Genomic DNA, 12,849 nt, shown 5'->3' on the forward strand with positions numbered 1-12,849 from the left:
TGAGCTATGCCGACGACTGAGGCGTTGGTACGGGCACGCGCTGAGTTGGAATGTATTCAAGAGTTTGGCCAAGTTATTCATCGCACCCGCGATCGCTTTGTGATTTACGAAGCGTTTTATCATTTGCTTGAGCAGGTTGTGCCGATTGATCATGGCACGATCAGCTTTTTTGATCAGCAACAAGCCTTGCGCCATGTATATGTGATTGCCCATCGACGCGGCAGTTTTGCTGATGAGCCAGTTACGCTCAAGCAGCATACACCGAGCGCTTGGATTTTGCGCCACAAAAAGCCGCTGCTCTTTGACGATATTTATAACGCGAGCCATAGCGAGATTAATCTTGAGCATGCGCTGGGAGCCGATTTTCATCATGCTAGTTGTAGCTGGCTGGGCTTGCCAATTATGCTTGGCAGCCAAGTTTTGGGCTTGGTCACGATTCAACATCACGAATTGGCGGCCTATGGCGAGCGTGAATTGCAGCTGTTGCAAACCCTCAGTTTAATGCTCGCCACCACAATTAATCAAATTCAGCGCATCGAAGAATTGGAAGTTTTGCGCTTGGCCCTGAGCGCCCCGACGATTCCGGTTGATCAACACTTATGGATCGTACCCGTGATTGGGCGGGTTGATCAGCAGCGCCTACGCATTCTGCAAACGATTCTTTTGGGCCATGTCGAGCGCCAGCGCATCCGCTATATTGTGCTCGATTTAACTGGCATGCGCTCATTCGACCCCCAAGCAACGGGCTTGTTCAACAAATTGATTGGTGCGTTGCGCTTATTGGGTGCAACCTGCATCATTAGCGGGGTGCAAGCTGAAAATAGCGCAGTGCTTAGCCCAATTCTTAGCCAGCATAACGTGGTGATTGTGCGTGATGTGCAGCAAAGCTTGCGTTATCTCAAGCGCCAAATTTGAGCGAGGTGTGTATGAGTGTGTATGAAGGCAGCCGCCATCATCAGCCGGTTGCCCAAACAGTTGTGGCGATTCACGAATTGATTCGGGCAATTTTGCTGCCGCGCGATTTGGCTGATGTGTGTCGCACCATTTTTCAGCAATTGCATAACGTGTTGCAATTTGATGCAGGTTTTATTGAGCACTATCAGCCCAAAACCGATATCATGCAAACAATTTATTCGATTGACGGGGAAATTGAGAAAACTGAGCCGTATACGTGGGATTATCGGCGCTCCAAAGTTGTGGCTTGGATTATTGCCAATCGACAATTGATCCGTTTTGATGATTTACATGAAGATTTGAGCAAACGATTTAGCATCGAAAATACTCGTAGCTTTGGCCAAACAGAAAAACGCTCACGCGCTTGGATGAGCGTGCCATTGCTGATTGGCGATGATTTTATTGGGGTTTTGAATATTCAAAGTTACCAAGCAGCTTTGTATGGCGAGTTTGAAGAAGCCTTGTTGACCACGGTCGCTAGTTCAGTGGCCTTGGCGCTCGATAACGCCCAAGTGTTGGCTGAGCTAGAGCTTGAAGTGAGTGAGCTTGATATTCCCCGCATCCCGCTTTCCGATGATGTGTTGATTGTGCCATTAATTGGCGTGCTCGATCGCTTGCGTTGGGAAAACCTCACCCAGACGATTCTTGAAACCTTGCGCGAGCGGGGTTGTGAGCATGTGTTGCTTGATGGCAGCGGCCTGCTGACCTTCGATCCCGATGCGATTCAAGCAATTAGTACGATTGTCAAAGCGATTGAACTGATCGGGGCCAAAAGCATGCTGATTGGCTTGCGCCCAAGCTTGATCGAAGGCTTGATTCGGGCTGGGATTCATCTCAAAAATATTCGCACCGCCCGTGATTTGCCCATGGGTTTGGCCATGTTGGGTATTGGCTAACTTTTTAAGCGAACATAAATATAGCTGAAGCCCAGCCCAAGCACCAAGGTTCCCAGTCCAGTCCAGGTTGCGCCTGCAATTAGCGGCCAGTGCCAAGCCTTGAGCATAATGTTGCGCAATTGCCACCACTGAAAAAAGCCAATCCCTGCTGATGTGCCAGCAAATATCCCAATGATACTTAAGATATAGCTTGTTGGCGTGAAGTCGAGGTTCTGCAACGCTGCGATCGCGCCAATCAACAGCATTGCGAGAACCATCGCAACAATGCCACTCAAGGCACTGCCAAGCATCCAGCGGCTGGCTGGCACTTGGTTATCCAAAGCTGCTCGTTGGATGAGGCTTGCGATACAGATGGTGAAAAAGAGCGGGAAACTCAGCAAGATAAAGATTGCCCCTCCTTCAGTGATGTTAAAGCGCGGATTATTGGCTAATTCCTGCAATCCATGGCGCAGCACCGTAGCCATTATCGACATAATGCAACATCCCAAGGGCATAATTCCGCAACTCAGGCCAAAGGCCAGTGCATTGTAACCAACCCAGCGCTGCCAACGCTGCGGCGCATCGAAGTAGTTATTGGTTGCATTTGGCACAATATAGCGTGGTTGCGAGCTATAGCTTGGTTGCGCTGGCTGTTGATTATAGGCTTGATAGCCAGCATTTGAGTTCGGCGATGGCTGGGTTTCAGCTTGGTATGGTGGTTCTTCAGGCATCTGCTGCTCCTGCAATTAGTCTCGCTTATCAACTCACCCTAGAGCTTAATTACCTGTGCTGATGAGAGACGATCAATCGATCGTTTGAATTGCCAAGGATATTTCGAGGGTTTGGGCTTCGGTTGGATAGCCAGGAATTATCTCATCAAACACAAAGATCATCTCGATAACTGCATCGATCTGTTGCTTATCGGGTGTGAGGTTTTTGAAGCTAATGGAGCTAATATTGACGGAATTATGACCATAACAAAGATAGATCGATGCGTCGATATACCCATCATCAGGATTGAATGGAAAATTGAATGTTCGATCTGGCAGCTCATCAAGTGTTGGTGGCAGGGCGATTCCATCAGCTCGAATTGAAGTTTTAACACACTCACCTTCAAGAATAAATGGTTTAATTTTGATTTTTATATCGCTGCTTACCTCGGAAAAATACAACATTCCCGCTTGATATTCAAAGCGGGCAACTGTAAATTCGTCGGTAAAGTCGGGAGTTCCTGCGTCGACGCAGGGACTTGGAGCTTTGACCTGCTCGATGCCATTGGCAAAATCATTAAAAAGCTCTTCCAACCAAGGAGTATCTGGGACTGCACCAGCCTCGTAGAGCATTCTCAGAATTACCAAATCTTTCGCTGGTTGGGCAGCTTGCACAAACGAAGTGCGCCCGTTGCTGCAAAGGCCGTTAACGTCAAATCCTGCGTCAATTGCTGAACGAATTGTCGCATAATCTTGGAACAAAATTGCATGATAGAATGCATCTGCGGAAATGATCATTGAATTCTCCAATTTAGCAGTAACTCCATGGGCTTGGCCGTGGTAGGCATTGGTTAAAAATACTCACCACATATGCGATCAGTCCAAGCACCAATAGGGTAAGGCTAATCCAGGTTGCGCCCGATATCACTGGCCAGTGCCAAGCGTTGCTAGCGATGCTCCTAAGTTGCGACCATTGAAAAAGCCCAATTCCTGTTGATATGACGAAACATAGAGTAAAAATGCTCAAAATATGCAGCTGGAGGGTTGGCATGAATTTGAGTTGATCGCCGATTAACTCAATGAGGATGAGCGTCGAATAAAATCCAGCGATCCCGCTAAGCACACTGCCAATAACCCATGGCTTAGCGCGAACTTGAAAATCTAAGGCTGAACGCTGAAGTAAACTAACAACGCTGATATTCATCATAAGTGGTACACCAAACTGAATTAGCATGCTTAGAAATGCGTTAGCGCTAAAATCAAGCATCGCTAATGAGTGTTCCACATCAATCGGTACTATATCCAAAACCCATACTATAAACACATTTCCAGCGGGAATCAGGCCACAACTCAATAGAAAGCCAGCCATGTTGTAGCCAACCCAGCGCTGCCAACGCTGCGGCGCATTGATCATGCTCACAATGCTTGCTGGTACGCTATAGTCATGGGCTGATTTATGAATTGGATCTGCCTGAGGTTGCTGCTGCACTGAAGCTTGTGTGGCGCTTGATCGCGAGTGCTTGGTCGCTGTGAGCGATGGTTGTCGTTGTTCAGGCATCTGCTGCTCCTTGGGCTAGCCTGCGAATAATGCTCTCAGGATGAAAATTAAGATACACAGAATCGGCACGATGATACAGCTGGCCATGATTGCTAGCAAGACATAAACAAACGCGCAGCCCCAGCGTTTCGCTTGCTGACCCCGGGTATCAACGATTGCTGGTACAAAATAACCGAGTTGCGGATCATTGTTGGGTTTGAGTCGCTGATTATATGGATATGGATGGCGACCATACTCATAGGGTTGGCTGATGGTGATGATTGGTTCTTGGCTATCGATGTTAATAATTGGTTGCGCTGGCTCAATTGGGGTTTGTTCTTCGCTCATACGGTTGCTCCTAGGGTTAGCGGAAGATCAATCCATGGATTCCAAATCCAATTGTCATCGTGCCCAAACCTGTCCACATGCCAATTGTGATCAGCGGCCACTGCCATGCATGATCAATGGTTTTGCGCAGTTCAAGCCATTGCACCCAGCCAATAATGCTGGAGGTAAGCGCAAAGCTCTGAAATACGAATAAGGTATAGTCGTCAAGTGCTGAGAATTTAATGGGCTGCTTAGTGGAGAGCCAAGCAAGCAAGCCGATCGTGCCAACGATGGCGCTGTTGTTAACCCAGCTCGCACGTTGAACATCATCACCAACCACAGCCCACAGCAACAGACTTGCAGCATAGATGGTGATAAATGCAGGAATACCTACTACAAAGATGAGTTTAAAACCATCGGATAGTGGTGCTTGGGTAGGTGATGAAGACTGATCGAACGCCGCTAGGATAAGGACGCAGCCAACTACTAAGATGGGAAAGATCAAGCAGCTCAGCCCGAATACTAAACAATGCATGCCAATCCACCCTCCCACGCTAGGCGATCGATCAGGATCTGCAAGTGGGGCTGATGGCACGTGATATGTCGGTTTCGTTGGGTTAAGTGGCGGTTGCGGCTCTTCACTCATCAGCTTACCTCCTTACCAATCACTCAAGGGTGCTAATCCTTGCCCAAGCCCAAAGCCAATCACGAGCGTGCCTAAAGTTGTCCATGCTAGCGTCGTCACAACGATCCAGTGCCATGCTTGATCGATGGTTTTGCGCAGTTCAAGCCATTGCACCACGCTAATGAGGCATGAAGTAAACCCAAAAGTCAGCAAGCTAAACAATTCACTATTTATTGGCAGCAGAAGCATTACAAGCGTGCTAGTGAGCAAGGCGCTTGTGCCAACGGTTGCGCTTTTGAGGCTCCAGCTTTGCCACTTGATTTCCCGTGTGACAACCCATTGCAGCATACTTGCCAGATAGATCGTTGTGAAGATTGGCAGACCAACGCTAGCTAGTAGCACGAATCCAGTGGCTAGCTGATGTTGGCTGTTGGCGAGAGAAATATGTAATCCATCCAATCCAAACATCATAGCGATTGCAAACAGTGGCAAGAGCAGACAACTTACAACAAAGGCAAAACAGTTGATGCCAATCCAGCGCTTCTTACGGCTTGCTTGATTCCTCTCAGGCAAGCGCGTGGCTGGAACCTGATAGCCTTGGGGCGAATCCGCGCGCGCTGCTTGGTCATCTGAATTGGTCATCGTGTCTTGCTCCATCATAGGAGCACCACCAATGCAAGGAGCAGGCTGCCAAGTAGGATGCTCATGCTGCTCCAGGTTAAACTGCTGATCCAAACCCAATCGAGCGGATATTCGACAACAGCTTGAATTTCAAGCCCTTGAATTAATGCTGTGCCAAACGAGGTTATGCTAAAAACGATCAATAAGGAAATAATCAGCGTGAAACCGTAATGCTGGTTGAGGCTTTGGAGGCTAAACTGAGCCAAAAAGATACTTGTTGGTAGCAGCAGCCCAGCTGTCAAGGCCGATTTGACGACCCATGGCCGACGTGGGATCGCAGCGCCAAAGGCTGTATGTTGAATCATGGCGACGGGAATGGCGGTTAATGTTGCCATGATTCCCAAACCGAGTATAAAAAATAAGTGATTGTCGCTGGCTAGCTGGTCAAATATCAAGCGGTGCATGTTTTGGATAAAAATAGCCATGATCCCAATAATTGGAAAGAGTATGATTGCGCCAATGCAAGCCACGCCATTAACTGCAACCCAGCATTTCCAACGATTTGGCTGATTGAGGTTGGTTAGCGGCGCAGTTGGCACCCGATAACCTTGGGTCGAATCGACATTTGCTCGCTGCTGAGGATTAAGCGGTGGTTCGAGCATAAAAGCCTCCCTTCTCATCATTTAGGGCTACTCATTGATCTGATGCGCTGGGTTTCCTCTCTCTATAGCTGAGGAAACCCAAGCTTGATCGTCGCTAGACTCAATTCGGCGCAGCTCTCTCCTGGCGGTGGTTTAGATTTCTCCTGCAAGTGCCATAGCAAAAAAGCCAAACACCCCGCCAACCAGCAACCCACCAAGGATAGTCCAAGTTAGCCCAGTCGTGATCAGCCATTGCATTGGCCGATTGGCAACCTCTTGCACTTCAAGATACTGCACGAAGGCAGTTCCAAACGCGGTCATGGCAAAAATAAAAGTTACCATGAGCAGATAAATCAAAAAATTGCCTTCGCTAATTGGCAACAGCTGAAGTAGCTCCACACTGAGAAACGTGCTTAGTGGGAGTAAAATGCCAACCGCGAGTGCTGTTTTGCCAACCCATGGCCACAACGAAACTTTGCTATGCAAGGCTCCACGTTGAATTAAGGCCACAACTGCGGCAGTAATCGCGCCAGATAAACCGTATATAAAGAAGCCAATCACATTTATATTGTCGATATTTTCTAAATTCTGAAAATTTGAAGTTGCGTCGATTGCTTCGGCAGCAACGATAAGCGCCAGGATAAAAAAGATGCTGCTGAAGATTGTTGCTGCAACAAAAAAACCGAGCACATTCATGCCCACCCAGCGTGTCCCTCGGTCTGGTGCATTGATATCAGCCATAATCGGTGGCGGCCCCATATACCCAGGGTTGCCATAGACGACTGGCTGTTGCTGATAGCCATAGGGCGCTTGCGGTTGACCATAGCCTGGTTGTTGATAACCATAGGGCGCTTGCGGTTGACCATAGCCTGGTTGTTGGCCATAGGGTGCTTGCGGTTGGCCATAACCTGGTTGTTGCTGACCATAGCCATAGGGTGCTGGATTCGCTGGCAACTCTTGGCTTGAGCCATCAAATGCCCGCGTTACTTGAGGCTGAAGGGCTTGGGTTGGAATTGGTTGGTCTAGGTTGGCTGGATGTATCGGTGTGGTTGGGGGAATGCGATCAGACATAAACACAGCTCCTGATAGATCAATCAGCGCGTTGCGCAGGCTTGAATTTGGAATAAAAGCCTAGGAATTGTAGCACTAATGCAATTTAGCGCGCCAATGAGATTATAGAGATTAAGCCAACAAGGCTGATGGCAATGCCTGTCCACGTTGACACCGTGATTTTTACCCAATCAGTAGGTCGATGGGCAATTTTTTTAACTTCGGCAAGTTGAGCTAATGCCGTTGCAAACGCAATAATGGCAAAACTAGCGATGAAATGCAGCATACTAATTAAACCAGCATTTTTATTAATTAAAAAAAGTGGTTCAAGCATAAATACAAAGATCGCTACACTTGCCCAGCTCAATAGGGTTGTAATCAAACCAGTTTTTAACATCCATGGCCATAACGAAACAAGTTTGTTTAATCCATTGCGTTGCTTAATAGAGCCAGCTATTGCACTCAAGCCAATAAGTAGCCCTGGTACCCCAATTGAAAGCGTTGGGTTCAGCCTTGGTTTATCGATCCAGTCAAGGTTGAAGGGCTCATACACGGCGACCATGAGTATGCAAATCACGAATCCATAGAACACTGCAAAAGCGAACATGAAGGCCAGTACGTTATAGCCAAACCAGCGCCAACGTTTGGGCCGATTGACGTTTTGGCTTGCAACCTGATAGCTTGGGGTTTGATTATCAAGCTGTTGGGGGTTATGTGTAGCATTTAATTGGCTGCTTAGTGGCTGATCTGTCATCGTTCTCTCCTCTGCATATGCCAACGAGCGCCCTCAGGACGCTCGTTGGTTTGTTCGCTTAACGTGGATTATGCCTATGGATAGCGAGGTGGTGCAATTGTCACGCCTGCTGGTGGCTTGACTCCTGGTCCGTACAAGTAGAAATCTTCCCATGGGTAGTAGCGAGTAAAGAAACGCTCGCGATTGGTTGACCCATTGGCATTGGTGATGACGCGATACATCGTCACATCCATGCCTGCCCGCCCATGGACGAGTTGCTCAACTGCCCCACGGCGCATGGTTTTGTCGTATTGCCAAACAGGTTTGCCTGGTTGTTGCTCGTTGGAATAGGTTGGGCCTTCCATGCTGGCGCGACGGCCATCGCCATAGCCCCACAAGGTGAAGGTTACCCGCCCTGCGCTAGTGTCGGTATCCGTCCACATGAAAATATCGGTGCCTAAATCGTTCTTCCAGCGGAAATCAACCTCTGGCACGAACACGGTGGCATCGAAGCCCAAAATATTTTCATAGTAGTAGACGATGTAGCTATGGCCGTAGCGCTCGACAATTGGCAAGCCGCTGTTGAAGACCGCCCGATACATCGTGGTTGAAACTTGACATAAACCTCCGCCAACCACTTTTTCGAGCTTCCCATTGACAATGGCATAGCCATCGGTAAAGCCAGCTTCTTCGGAAACATCGCCAACATTTTGGTTGAACGAAAAGACTTGGCCAGCTTTGACCGTAATGCCTTTGAAGCGATCAGCCGAGCGTTTGATGTTATTAATCCGTTCGGCGTTCGAGCCGCGATAGTAGGTGGTTGCCCCGCCAAGCTTTTGCACTTCGCGGGCTGGCTTGAGCAAATTTTGATCAATGCCCATGCGGTTGATGTATTGTTTGCCCAACAAGCCTTGCTGAACTTCCCACTTGGTGCCAGCGTGCTCTGGGTGCCATTCCATGCGGGCGCGTTCAAAATATTGCACCGTATAGGTTTGGCCATCTTCGGCGTTAACTTCGGAAAACTCTTCGCTAATTGGGTAGCCAAAGGTATACAAGCCACCATGGTTGGTCCAATAATCGCGGAAGCCGCCGCCTAATGAGTGCCCCGACTCAGGATAGAATGTTGCACCTTCGTAGCTTGGGCCAGTGCGCCAAACAAATGGCTCTTCAGTCTCACGGCCTTCGGCGGCAACAGCACCTAAGCGGGTGGCCAAAATATAATAATCGGTATCCTTATTTTCAGGGTGAATCTCCAAGCGTGCGCGCTCGAAATATTGCACCTGAAACCCATTCTCCCAAATCACTTCGGTTAATGGCAAGCCAAACACTTCAAGATCGCCTTGGCGTTCGTAGAAGCGTTTTACCTCAAACGAGATGTTGTGGCCAGTTGCCGGAAAATAGCGATATGGCTCCCATGCAGTCGTTTGTTGAGCCTGCACGGCAGCGCTAACTGGAGCTGTTGGTACTGCTGGGGCAAGCCCAAAGAGTGCCAATCCCAAGACCAGTGACGGTACAATCCGCCAACGTTGACCTGGCATAGTCTATTCTCCCAATTGCTTAGTAATTCAGTATTAGGCCATTGTACGCGTCAGTTAAGCTTGCGTCAATGGTGAGAATTGCTGATTGATGGCTGGTTGCCCCAATCGTAATTATATTTGCTCAGCTTCAACACTTGCCATGGTTCAACCCGTTGGACGCCTGGCAAGGGCGCAATATGGTCGGCCAAAAGGTCTAATAACTCATCGGTGGAGCGCAACCACGCTTCTAAAACAACATCATAACTACCCAAGGTTAGGCCCACAAAATGCACATTTGGCAAATTGCACAAGGCTTGCTCAATTTGGCGTTGATAGGCGCGATCGATTTGCATGCCGATGATTGCCACCACTTGATAGCCTAAAGCATAGGGCGAAGCAACTGCCACAATCTTAATCAAACCGTCTTCGACCAAGCGCTCGATGCGGCGGCGCACGGTTGGCTCGCTGCTGCCAACTTTGCTGGCAATCGCCCGATTGGGGAGGCGGGCATCGGTTTGCAAGACTTCTAAAATGGCATGATCAAGCTCGTCCATTGTCATAACGTATTCCTCCAATGTGGACTGACGAAACACACTCTTCGGGGTTTGGCACAATGACGTTTTTCGTCAGCATTTTGTTCCCAAATTTGTTAGGATCATTCCATACCACTGAAGTAATGATTAATTTAGGCTATGCGACGCTGCATGAGCTTCATTACCATGTTTAGGAGTTTTACAATGGCTTGGTTTTATTTAGGCGTGGCAGGTTTGTTGGAAATTGGTTGGGCGGTTGGCTTGAAATATAGCGAAGGGCTAACCAAACTCGGCTCAAGCATTGCAACTGGTGTGATGTTGATTGGTAGTATGGCCCTGTTGGCCTTGGCCTTGCGCGATTTGCCCTTAGGCACAGCTTATGCAATTTGGACGGGAATTGGCACTGCTGGCACGGCTATTTTGGGCATTTGGCTGTTTGATGAATCGGCCCAGCCTTTGCGCTTGGCTTGTTTGGTGATGATCGTTGCAGGCATTATCGGGCTTAAATTGTTGGGTGGCAAGCCTGCCTAATTGCAATTAAGCGTTATCGATGTTCCTCAACAACAAGATTTCAATCGATCTTCAATATGCTGGATTGCCACCAATTGTCCTTTAGGGGGTGCAGGGGGATGAAAACCCCCTGCGTTTCCCTCCAGGGGAGGGCCGAAAGGGTGGCGATCCATAGACTTACCAAAACCATCTATAACATATCGGCACTTAGCCATGCAAATGCACGGTTAAACACGTCCCTTCGCCAACCACGCTATCGACATCGAGCATGCCGCCAAGCTCTGCGGCGCGCTCCGACATACTGGTTAGGCCCAAATGCCGCCCGCTGCGCTCCAATAAATCTGGGTCAAACCCGCAACCATTATCTTTTACCATCAAGGTCGTCGATTTGCTGGCAAAGCTGAAGCTGACCCGCACGTTGGTTGCTTGGGCATGGCGTAACGCATTTGAAATCGCTTCTTGAGCAATCCGATATAAACCTGCAGCATGGGCTGGGCTGAGCACCGAATCCTCGCCTTCGCATTCCAAATTAATGGCAACGTCTTGGGCATTCAAGCTGGCAATATGTTCATGCAGCGATTTAATAATGCCATGTTCTTGCAACGGCGTTGGCCGCAATTGCAGCAGCAACTCGCGCATTTCACCAAGCGATTGATGCGCTGCTGCTTTCAAGCGATCGATTTGGGTGGCAGCGCGTACTGGGTTGCGCTCCACTTGGGCGCGAGCTGCCTCCGCCGTCAAGGTCATACTAAACAGGGTTTGGGTGACAGAATCGTGCAATTCACGGGCCAAACGTGAACGCTCTTCTGCTTGGGCCGCTCGCCGAGCTTGATCATACAAGCGAGCTTGCTCAATCGCGATTGCTGCCGAGGTTGCCAAGCCTTCGGCCAAAACCAATTGTTGCGGCCCAAACGGCGCATCACGATCAGGTGTTGCCACCAAGACAACCCCTAAAACTTGATCCTTGATGCTCAATGGCAAGGCCAACAAGGTTTGGTAGGGAATCGTGGGCGAAACCGCATGAATCACGCGCGCGCAGCCTTGCTTGATCACTTTGGCCAAGGTTGGCTCGTTGCTCAGAGAGGTTGGGTTGGCCCAGCGCATGCGCAGATAATTGTGGTCGCCCATTGCGCCAGCTTGGGGAGTCAAGCGCTCGCCCTGTTCATCAAGCAACAGAACCAAGACATCTTCTGCATGCAAGGCTTCGCCAATCGCGGCGGCGGCGCGCAGCAAAACTTCGGGCAAGTGCAAGGTCGAGCCAACCGTGCGGGTCATTTCCAAAAGCAAGGCCATTTCAGTGGCCCGTCGTTCTGCTGCCGCAAATAGATGCGAATTGTGCAAGGCCAAGGCTGCTTGATTGGCAAAATTGGCAACTAAGTGGCCATCATCGGCGGTATAGGCATTTTCGCGATGGCTATCGATCGTCAAAATTCCAACCGTGCGTTCGCCAACGCGCAACGCAACCCCGATCCATGAACGAATTGGCCCAGGCTGCATCACAAATGATGGATCTTTGCGCACATCGCCCAAAACCACTGGCCCAGGCGAACCAACTACCCGCCGCGCTAGTTCATTTTCGGGCACCGAAATCCGCAAATCATAGACTTCGTTGTTCATTCCACGGGCGGCAATTACTTGCAACTCATCATCTTCGAGTTGCTGCACCGAAGCGCTATCGAAGGTAACCACGCGTTCAAGTTGGCGCAGGATACAAGCCAATACTTCATCGCGATCAAGGGTTGCATTCAAGGCAACTGAAACTTCGTTCAAGGCGGTTAATTGAGCCACATACGAACGAGTATCATCAAGCAGGGTTTGCAATTGATTGGTCGATTGATCGCGCTCAGCGGTGCGTTCATCGATGCGGCGTTGCAAGCGTTGATGCGATTGTTGCAAATCTTCGTAGGCCCGTTCGAGCGTGGCATAATCAGTTTGGATGCTGTTATATTCGCTATCGAGGGCGCTATGAGCTTGAGCCAACACCGTGCGTTCGCGTTCGGTGCGTTGAATGCTCGTCCACGCTTGGCCAAGCAACAGGCCCAACGATCCAAGCGTAATCAATAATGCCAGCCAGTGCGGTGCAATCCAGAGCCAGCCAACCCCAATAAAGACGCCAAGCGTTGCCAAGCTAAAGCTCATGGCTGGGCTTAACCGGGGTTGTGGGGTTGGTCGTGCTTGATTGGTTGGGGCATCAAGAACACGCATAACTGGCTCCT

General features: G+C 49.4%; 15 protein-coding genes. 3 read left to right on the forward strand and 12 right to left on the reverse strand.

The window, feature by feature from the left end:
• The first annotated feature begins 6 nt into the window (after window positions 1-6).
• Together SE18_RS09490 and SE18_RS09495 are read left to right on the forward strand one after the other, a co-directional pair.
• Entirely contained in the window at window positions 7-915 is a 909-nt protein-coding gene (locus tag SE18_RS09490; protein ID WP_054534208.1) for a GAF domain-containing protein, read from the forward strand.
• Between the two features lie 11 nt (window positions 916-926).
• Window positions 927-1,850 (forward strand): GAF domain-containing protein, encoded by a 924-nt coding sequence (locus SE18_RS09495; protein WP_054534209.1) that lies wholly within the window; start codon window positions 927-929, stop codon window positions 1,848-1,850.
• Here SE18_RS09495 and SE18_RS09500 read toward each other — a convergent pair.
• The 11 genes from SE18_RS09500 to SE18_RS09550 all read right to left on the reverse strand — a co-directional run bounded on the left by SE18_RS09500 (window position 1,847) and on the right by SE18_RS09550 (window position 10,150).
• Window positions 1,847-2,560 carry a hypothetical protein gene (locus SE18_RS09500; RefSeq protein WP_054534210.1) on the reverse strand — a complete coding sequence of 238 codons (714 nt, stop codon included), beginning with the start codon at window positions 2,558-2,560 and terminating at the stop codon, window positions 1,847-1,849. The genes SE18_RS09495 and SE18_RS09500 overlap by 4 nt on opposite strands.
• A 72-nt stretch (window positions 2,561-2,632) precedes the next feature.
• Window positions 2,633-3,337 (reverse strand): hypothetical protein, encoded by a 705-nt coding sequence (locus tag SE18_RS09505; protein WP_054534211.1) that lies wholly within the window; start codon window positions 3,335-3,337, stop codon window positions 2,633-2,635.
• Window positions 3,338-3,350: 13 nt separating this feature from the next.
• The gene (locus SE18_RS09510; RefSeq protein WP_054534212.1) at window positions 3,351-4,097 is read right to left on the reverse strand and encodes a hypothetical protein; all 747 of its coding nucleotides are present in this window, start codon (window positions 4,095-4,097) and stop codon (window positions 3,351-3,353) included.
• Between the two features lie 15 nt (window positions 4,098-4,112).
• Entirely contained in the window at window positions 4,113-4,424 is a 312-nt protein-coding gene (locus tag SE18_RS09515) for a hypothetical protein (RefSeq protein ID WP_054534213.1), read from the reverse strand.
• 16 nt (window positions 4,425-4,440) lie between these two features.
• Window positions 4,441-5,049, reverse strand: coding sequence for a hypothetical protein (locus SE18_RS09520; protein WP_054534214.1), 609 nt, complete (start codon window positions 5,047-5,049; stop codon window positions 4,441-4,443).
• 12 nt (window positions 5,050-5,061) lie between these two features.
• The gene (locus SE18_RS09525) at window positions 5,062-5,670 is read right to left on the reverse strand and encodes a hypothetical protein (RefSeq protein ID WP_054534215.1); all 609 of its coding nucleotides are present in this window, start codon (window positions 5,668-5,670) and stop codon (window positions 5,062-5,064) included.
• Window positions 5,671-5,684: 14 nt separating this feature from the next.
• A complete protein-coding gene (locus tag SE18_RS09530) occupies window positions 5,685-6,311 on the reverse strand; it encodes a hypothetical protein (protein ID WP_054534216.1) in 627 nt (208 codons plus the stop codon).
• A gap of 132 nt (window positions 6,312-6,443) precedes the next feature.
• Complete coding sequence (locus tag SE18_RS09535) at window positions 6,444-7,361, reverse strand: hypothetical protein (protein ID WP_054534217.1); 918 nt, start codon at window positions 7,359-7,361, stop codon at window positions 6,444-6,446.
• Between the two features lie 85 nt (window positions 7,362-7,446).
• Window positions 7,447-8,094, reverse strand: a complete 648-nt coding sequence (locus SE18_RS09540) for a hypothetical protein (RefSeq protein ID WP_054534218.1) — start codon at window positions 8,092-8,094, stop codon at window positions 7,447-7,449.
• 74 nt (window positions 8,095-8,168) lie between these two features.
• Window positions 8,169-9,611 (reverse strand): VanW family protein, encoded by a 1,443-nt coding sequence (locus SE18_RS09545; RefSeq protein WP_054534219.1) that lies wholly within the window; start codon window positions 9,609-9,611, stop codon window positions 8,169-8,171.
• 65 nt (window positions 9,612-9,676) lie between these two features.
• Window positions 9,677-10,150 (reverse strand): Lrp/AsnC family transcriptional regulator, encoded by a 474-nt coding sequence (locus SE18_RS09550; protein ID WP_054534220.1) that lies wholly within the window; start codon window positions 10,148-10,150, stop codon window positions 9,677-9,679.
• 177 nt (window positions 10,151-10,327) lie between these two features.
• Between SE18_RS09550 and SE18_RS09555 the strand changes: the two genes are divergently transcribed.
• Window positions 10,328-10,654, forward strand: coding sequence for a DMT family transporter (locus tag SE18_RS09555; protein WP_054534221.1), 327 nt, complete (start codon window positions 10,328-10,330; stop codon window positions 10,652-10,654).
• A 186-nt stretch (window positions 10,655-10,840) separates the two neighbouring features.
• On the opposite strand, the gene SE18_RS09560 is transcribed toward SE18_RS09555, so the two are convergent.
• On the reverse strand, window positions 10,841-12,838 hold the full coding sequence (locus SE18_RS09560; RefSeq protein ID WP_054534222.1) for a sensor histidine kinase: 1,998 nt from the start codon (window positions 12,836-12,838) through the stop codon (window positions 10,841-10,843).
• Between the last annotated feature and the right edge of the window lie 11 nt (window positions 12,839-12,849).

Source organism: Herpetosiphon geysericola (genome assembly GCF_001306135.1).
Classification (GTDB): Bacteria; Chloroflexota; Chloroflexia; order Chloroflexales; family Herpetosiphonaceae; genus Herpetosiphon; species Herpetosiphon geysericola.

Bases quoted from the DNA above. Each gene is read 5' to 3' on its own strand.
- SE18_RS09490 (WP_054534208.1), top strand. From the start codon at position 7: ATGCCGACGACTGAGGCGTTGGTACGGGCACGCGCTGAGTTGGAATGT.
- SE18_RS09495 (WP_054534209.1), top strand. From the start codon at position 927: ATGAGTGTGTATGAAGGCAGCCGCCATCATCAGCCGGTTGCCCAAACA.
- SE18_RS09500 (WP_054534210.1), bottom strand. From the start codon at position 2,560: ATGCCTGAAGAACCACCATACCAAGCTGAAACCCAGCCATCGCCGAAC.
- SE18_RS09505 (WP_054534211.1), bottom strand. From the start codon at position 3,337: ATGATCATTTCCGCAGATGCATTCTATCATGCAATTTTGTTCCAAGAT.
- SE18_RS09510 (WP_054534212.1), bottom strand. From the start codon at position 4,097: ATGCCTGAACAACGACAACCATCGCTCACAGCGACCAAGCACTCGCGA.
- SE18_RS09515 (WP_054534213.1), bottom strand. From the start codon at position 4,424: ATGAGCGAAGAACAAACCCCAATTGAGCCAGCGCAACCAATTATTAAC.
- SE18_RS09520 (WP_054534214.1), bottom strand. From the start codon at position 5,049: ATGAGTGAAGAGCCGCAACCGCCACTTAACCCAACGAAACCGACATAT.
- SE18_RS09525 (WP_054534215.1), bottom strand. From the start codon at position 5,670: ATGACCAATTCAGATGACCAAGCAGCGCGCGCGGATTCGCCCCAAGGC.
- SE18_RS09530 (WP_054534216.1), bottom strand. From the start codon at position 6,311: ATGCTCGAACCACCGCTTAATCCTCAGCAGCGAGCAAATGTCGATTCG.
- SE18_RS09535 (WP_054534217.1), bottom strand. From the start codon at position 7,361: ATGTCTGATCGCATTCCCCCAACCACACCGATACATCCAGCCAACCTA.
- SE18_RS09540 (WP_054534218.1), bottom strand. From the start codon at position 8,094: ATGACAGATCAGCCACTAAGCAGCCAATTAAATGCTACACATAACCCC.
- SE18_RS09545 (WP_054534219.1), bottom strand. From the start codon at position 9,611: ATGCCAGGTCAACGTTGGCGGATTGTACCGTCACTGGTCTTGGGATTG.
- SE18_RS09550 (WP_054534220.1), bottom strand. From the start codon at position 10,150: ATGACAATGGACGAGCTTGATCATGCCATTTTAGAAGTCTTGCAAACC.
- SE18_RS09555 (WP_054534221.1), top strand. From the start codon at position 10,328: ATGGCTTGGTTTTATTTAGGCGTGGCAGGTTTGTTGGAAATTGGTTGG.
- SE18_RS09560 (WP_054534222.1), bottom strand. From the start codon at position 12,838: ATGCGTGTTCTTGATGCCCCAACCAATCAAGCACGACCAACCCCACAA.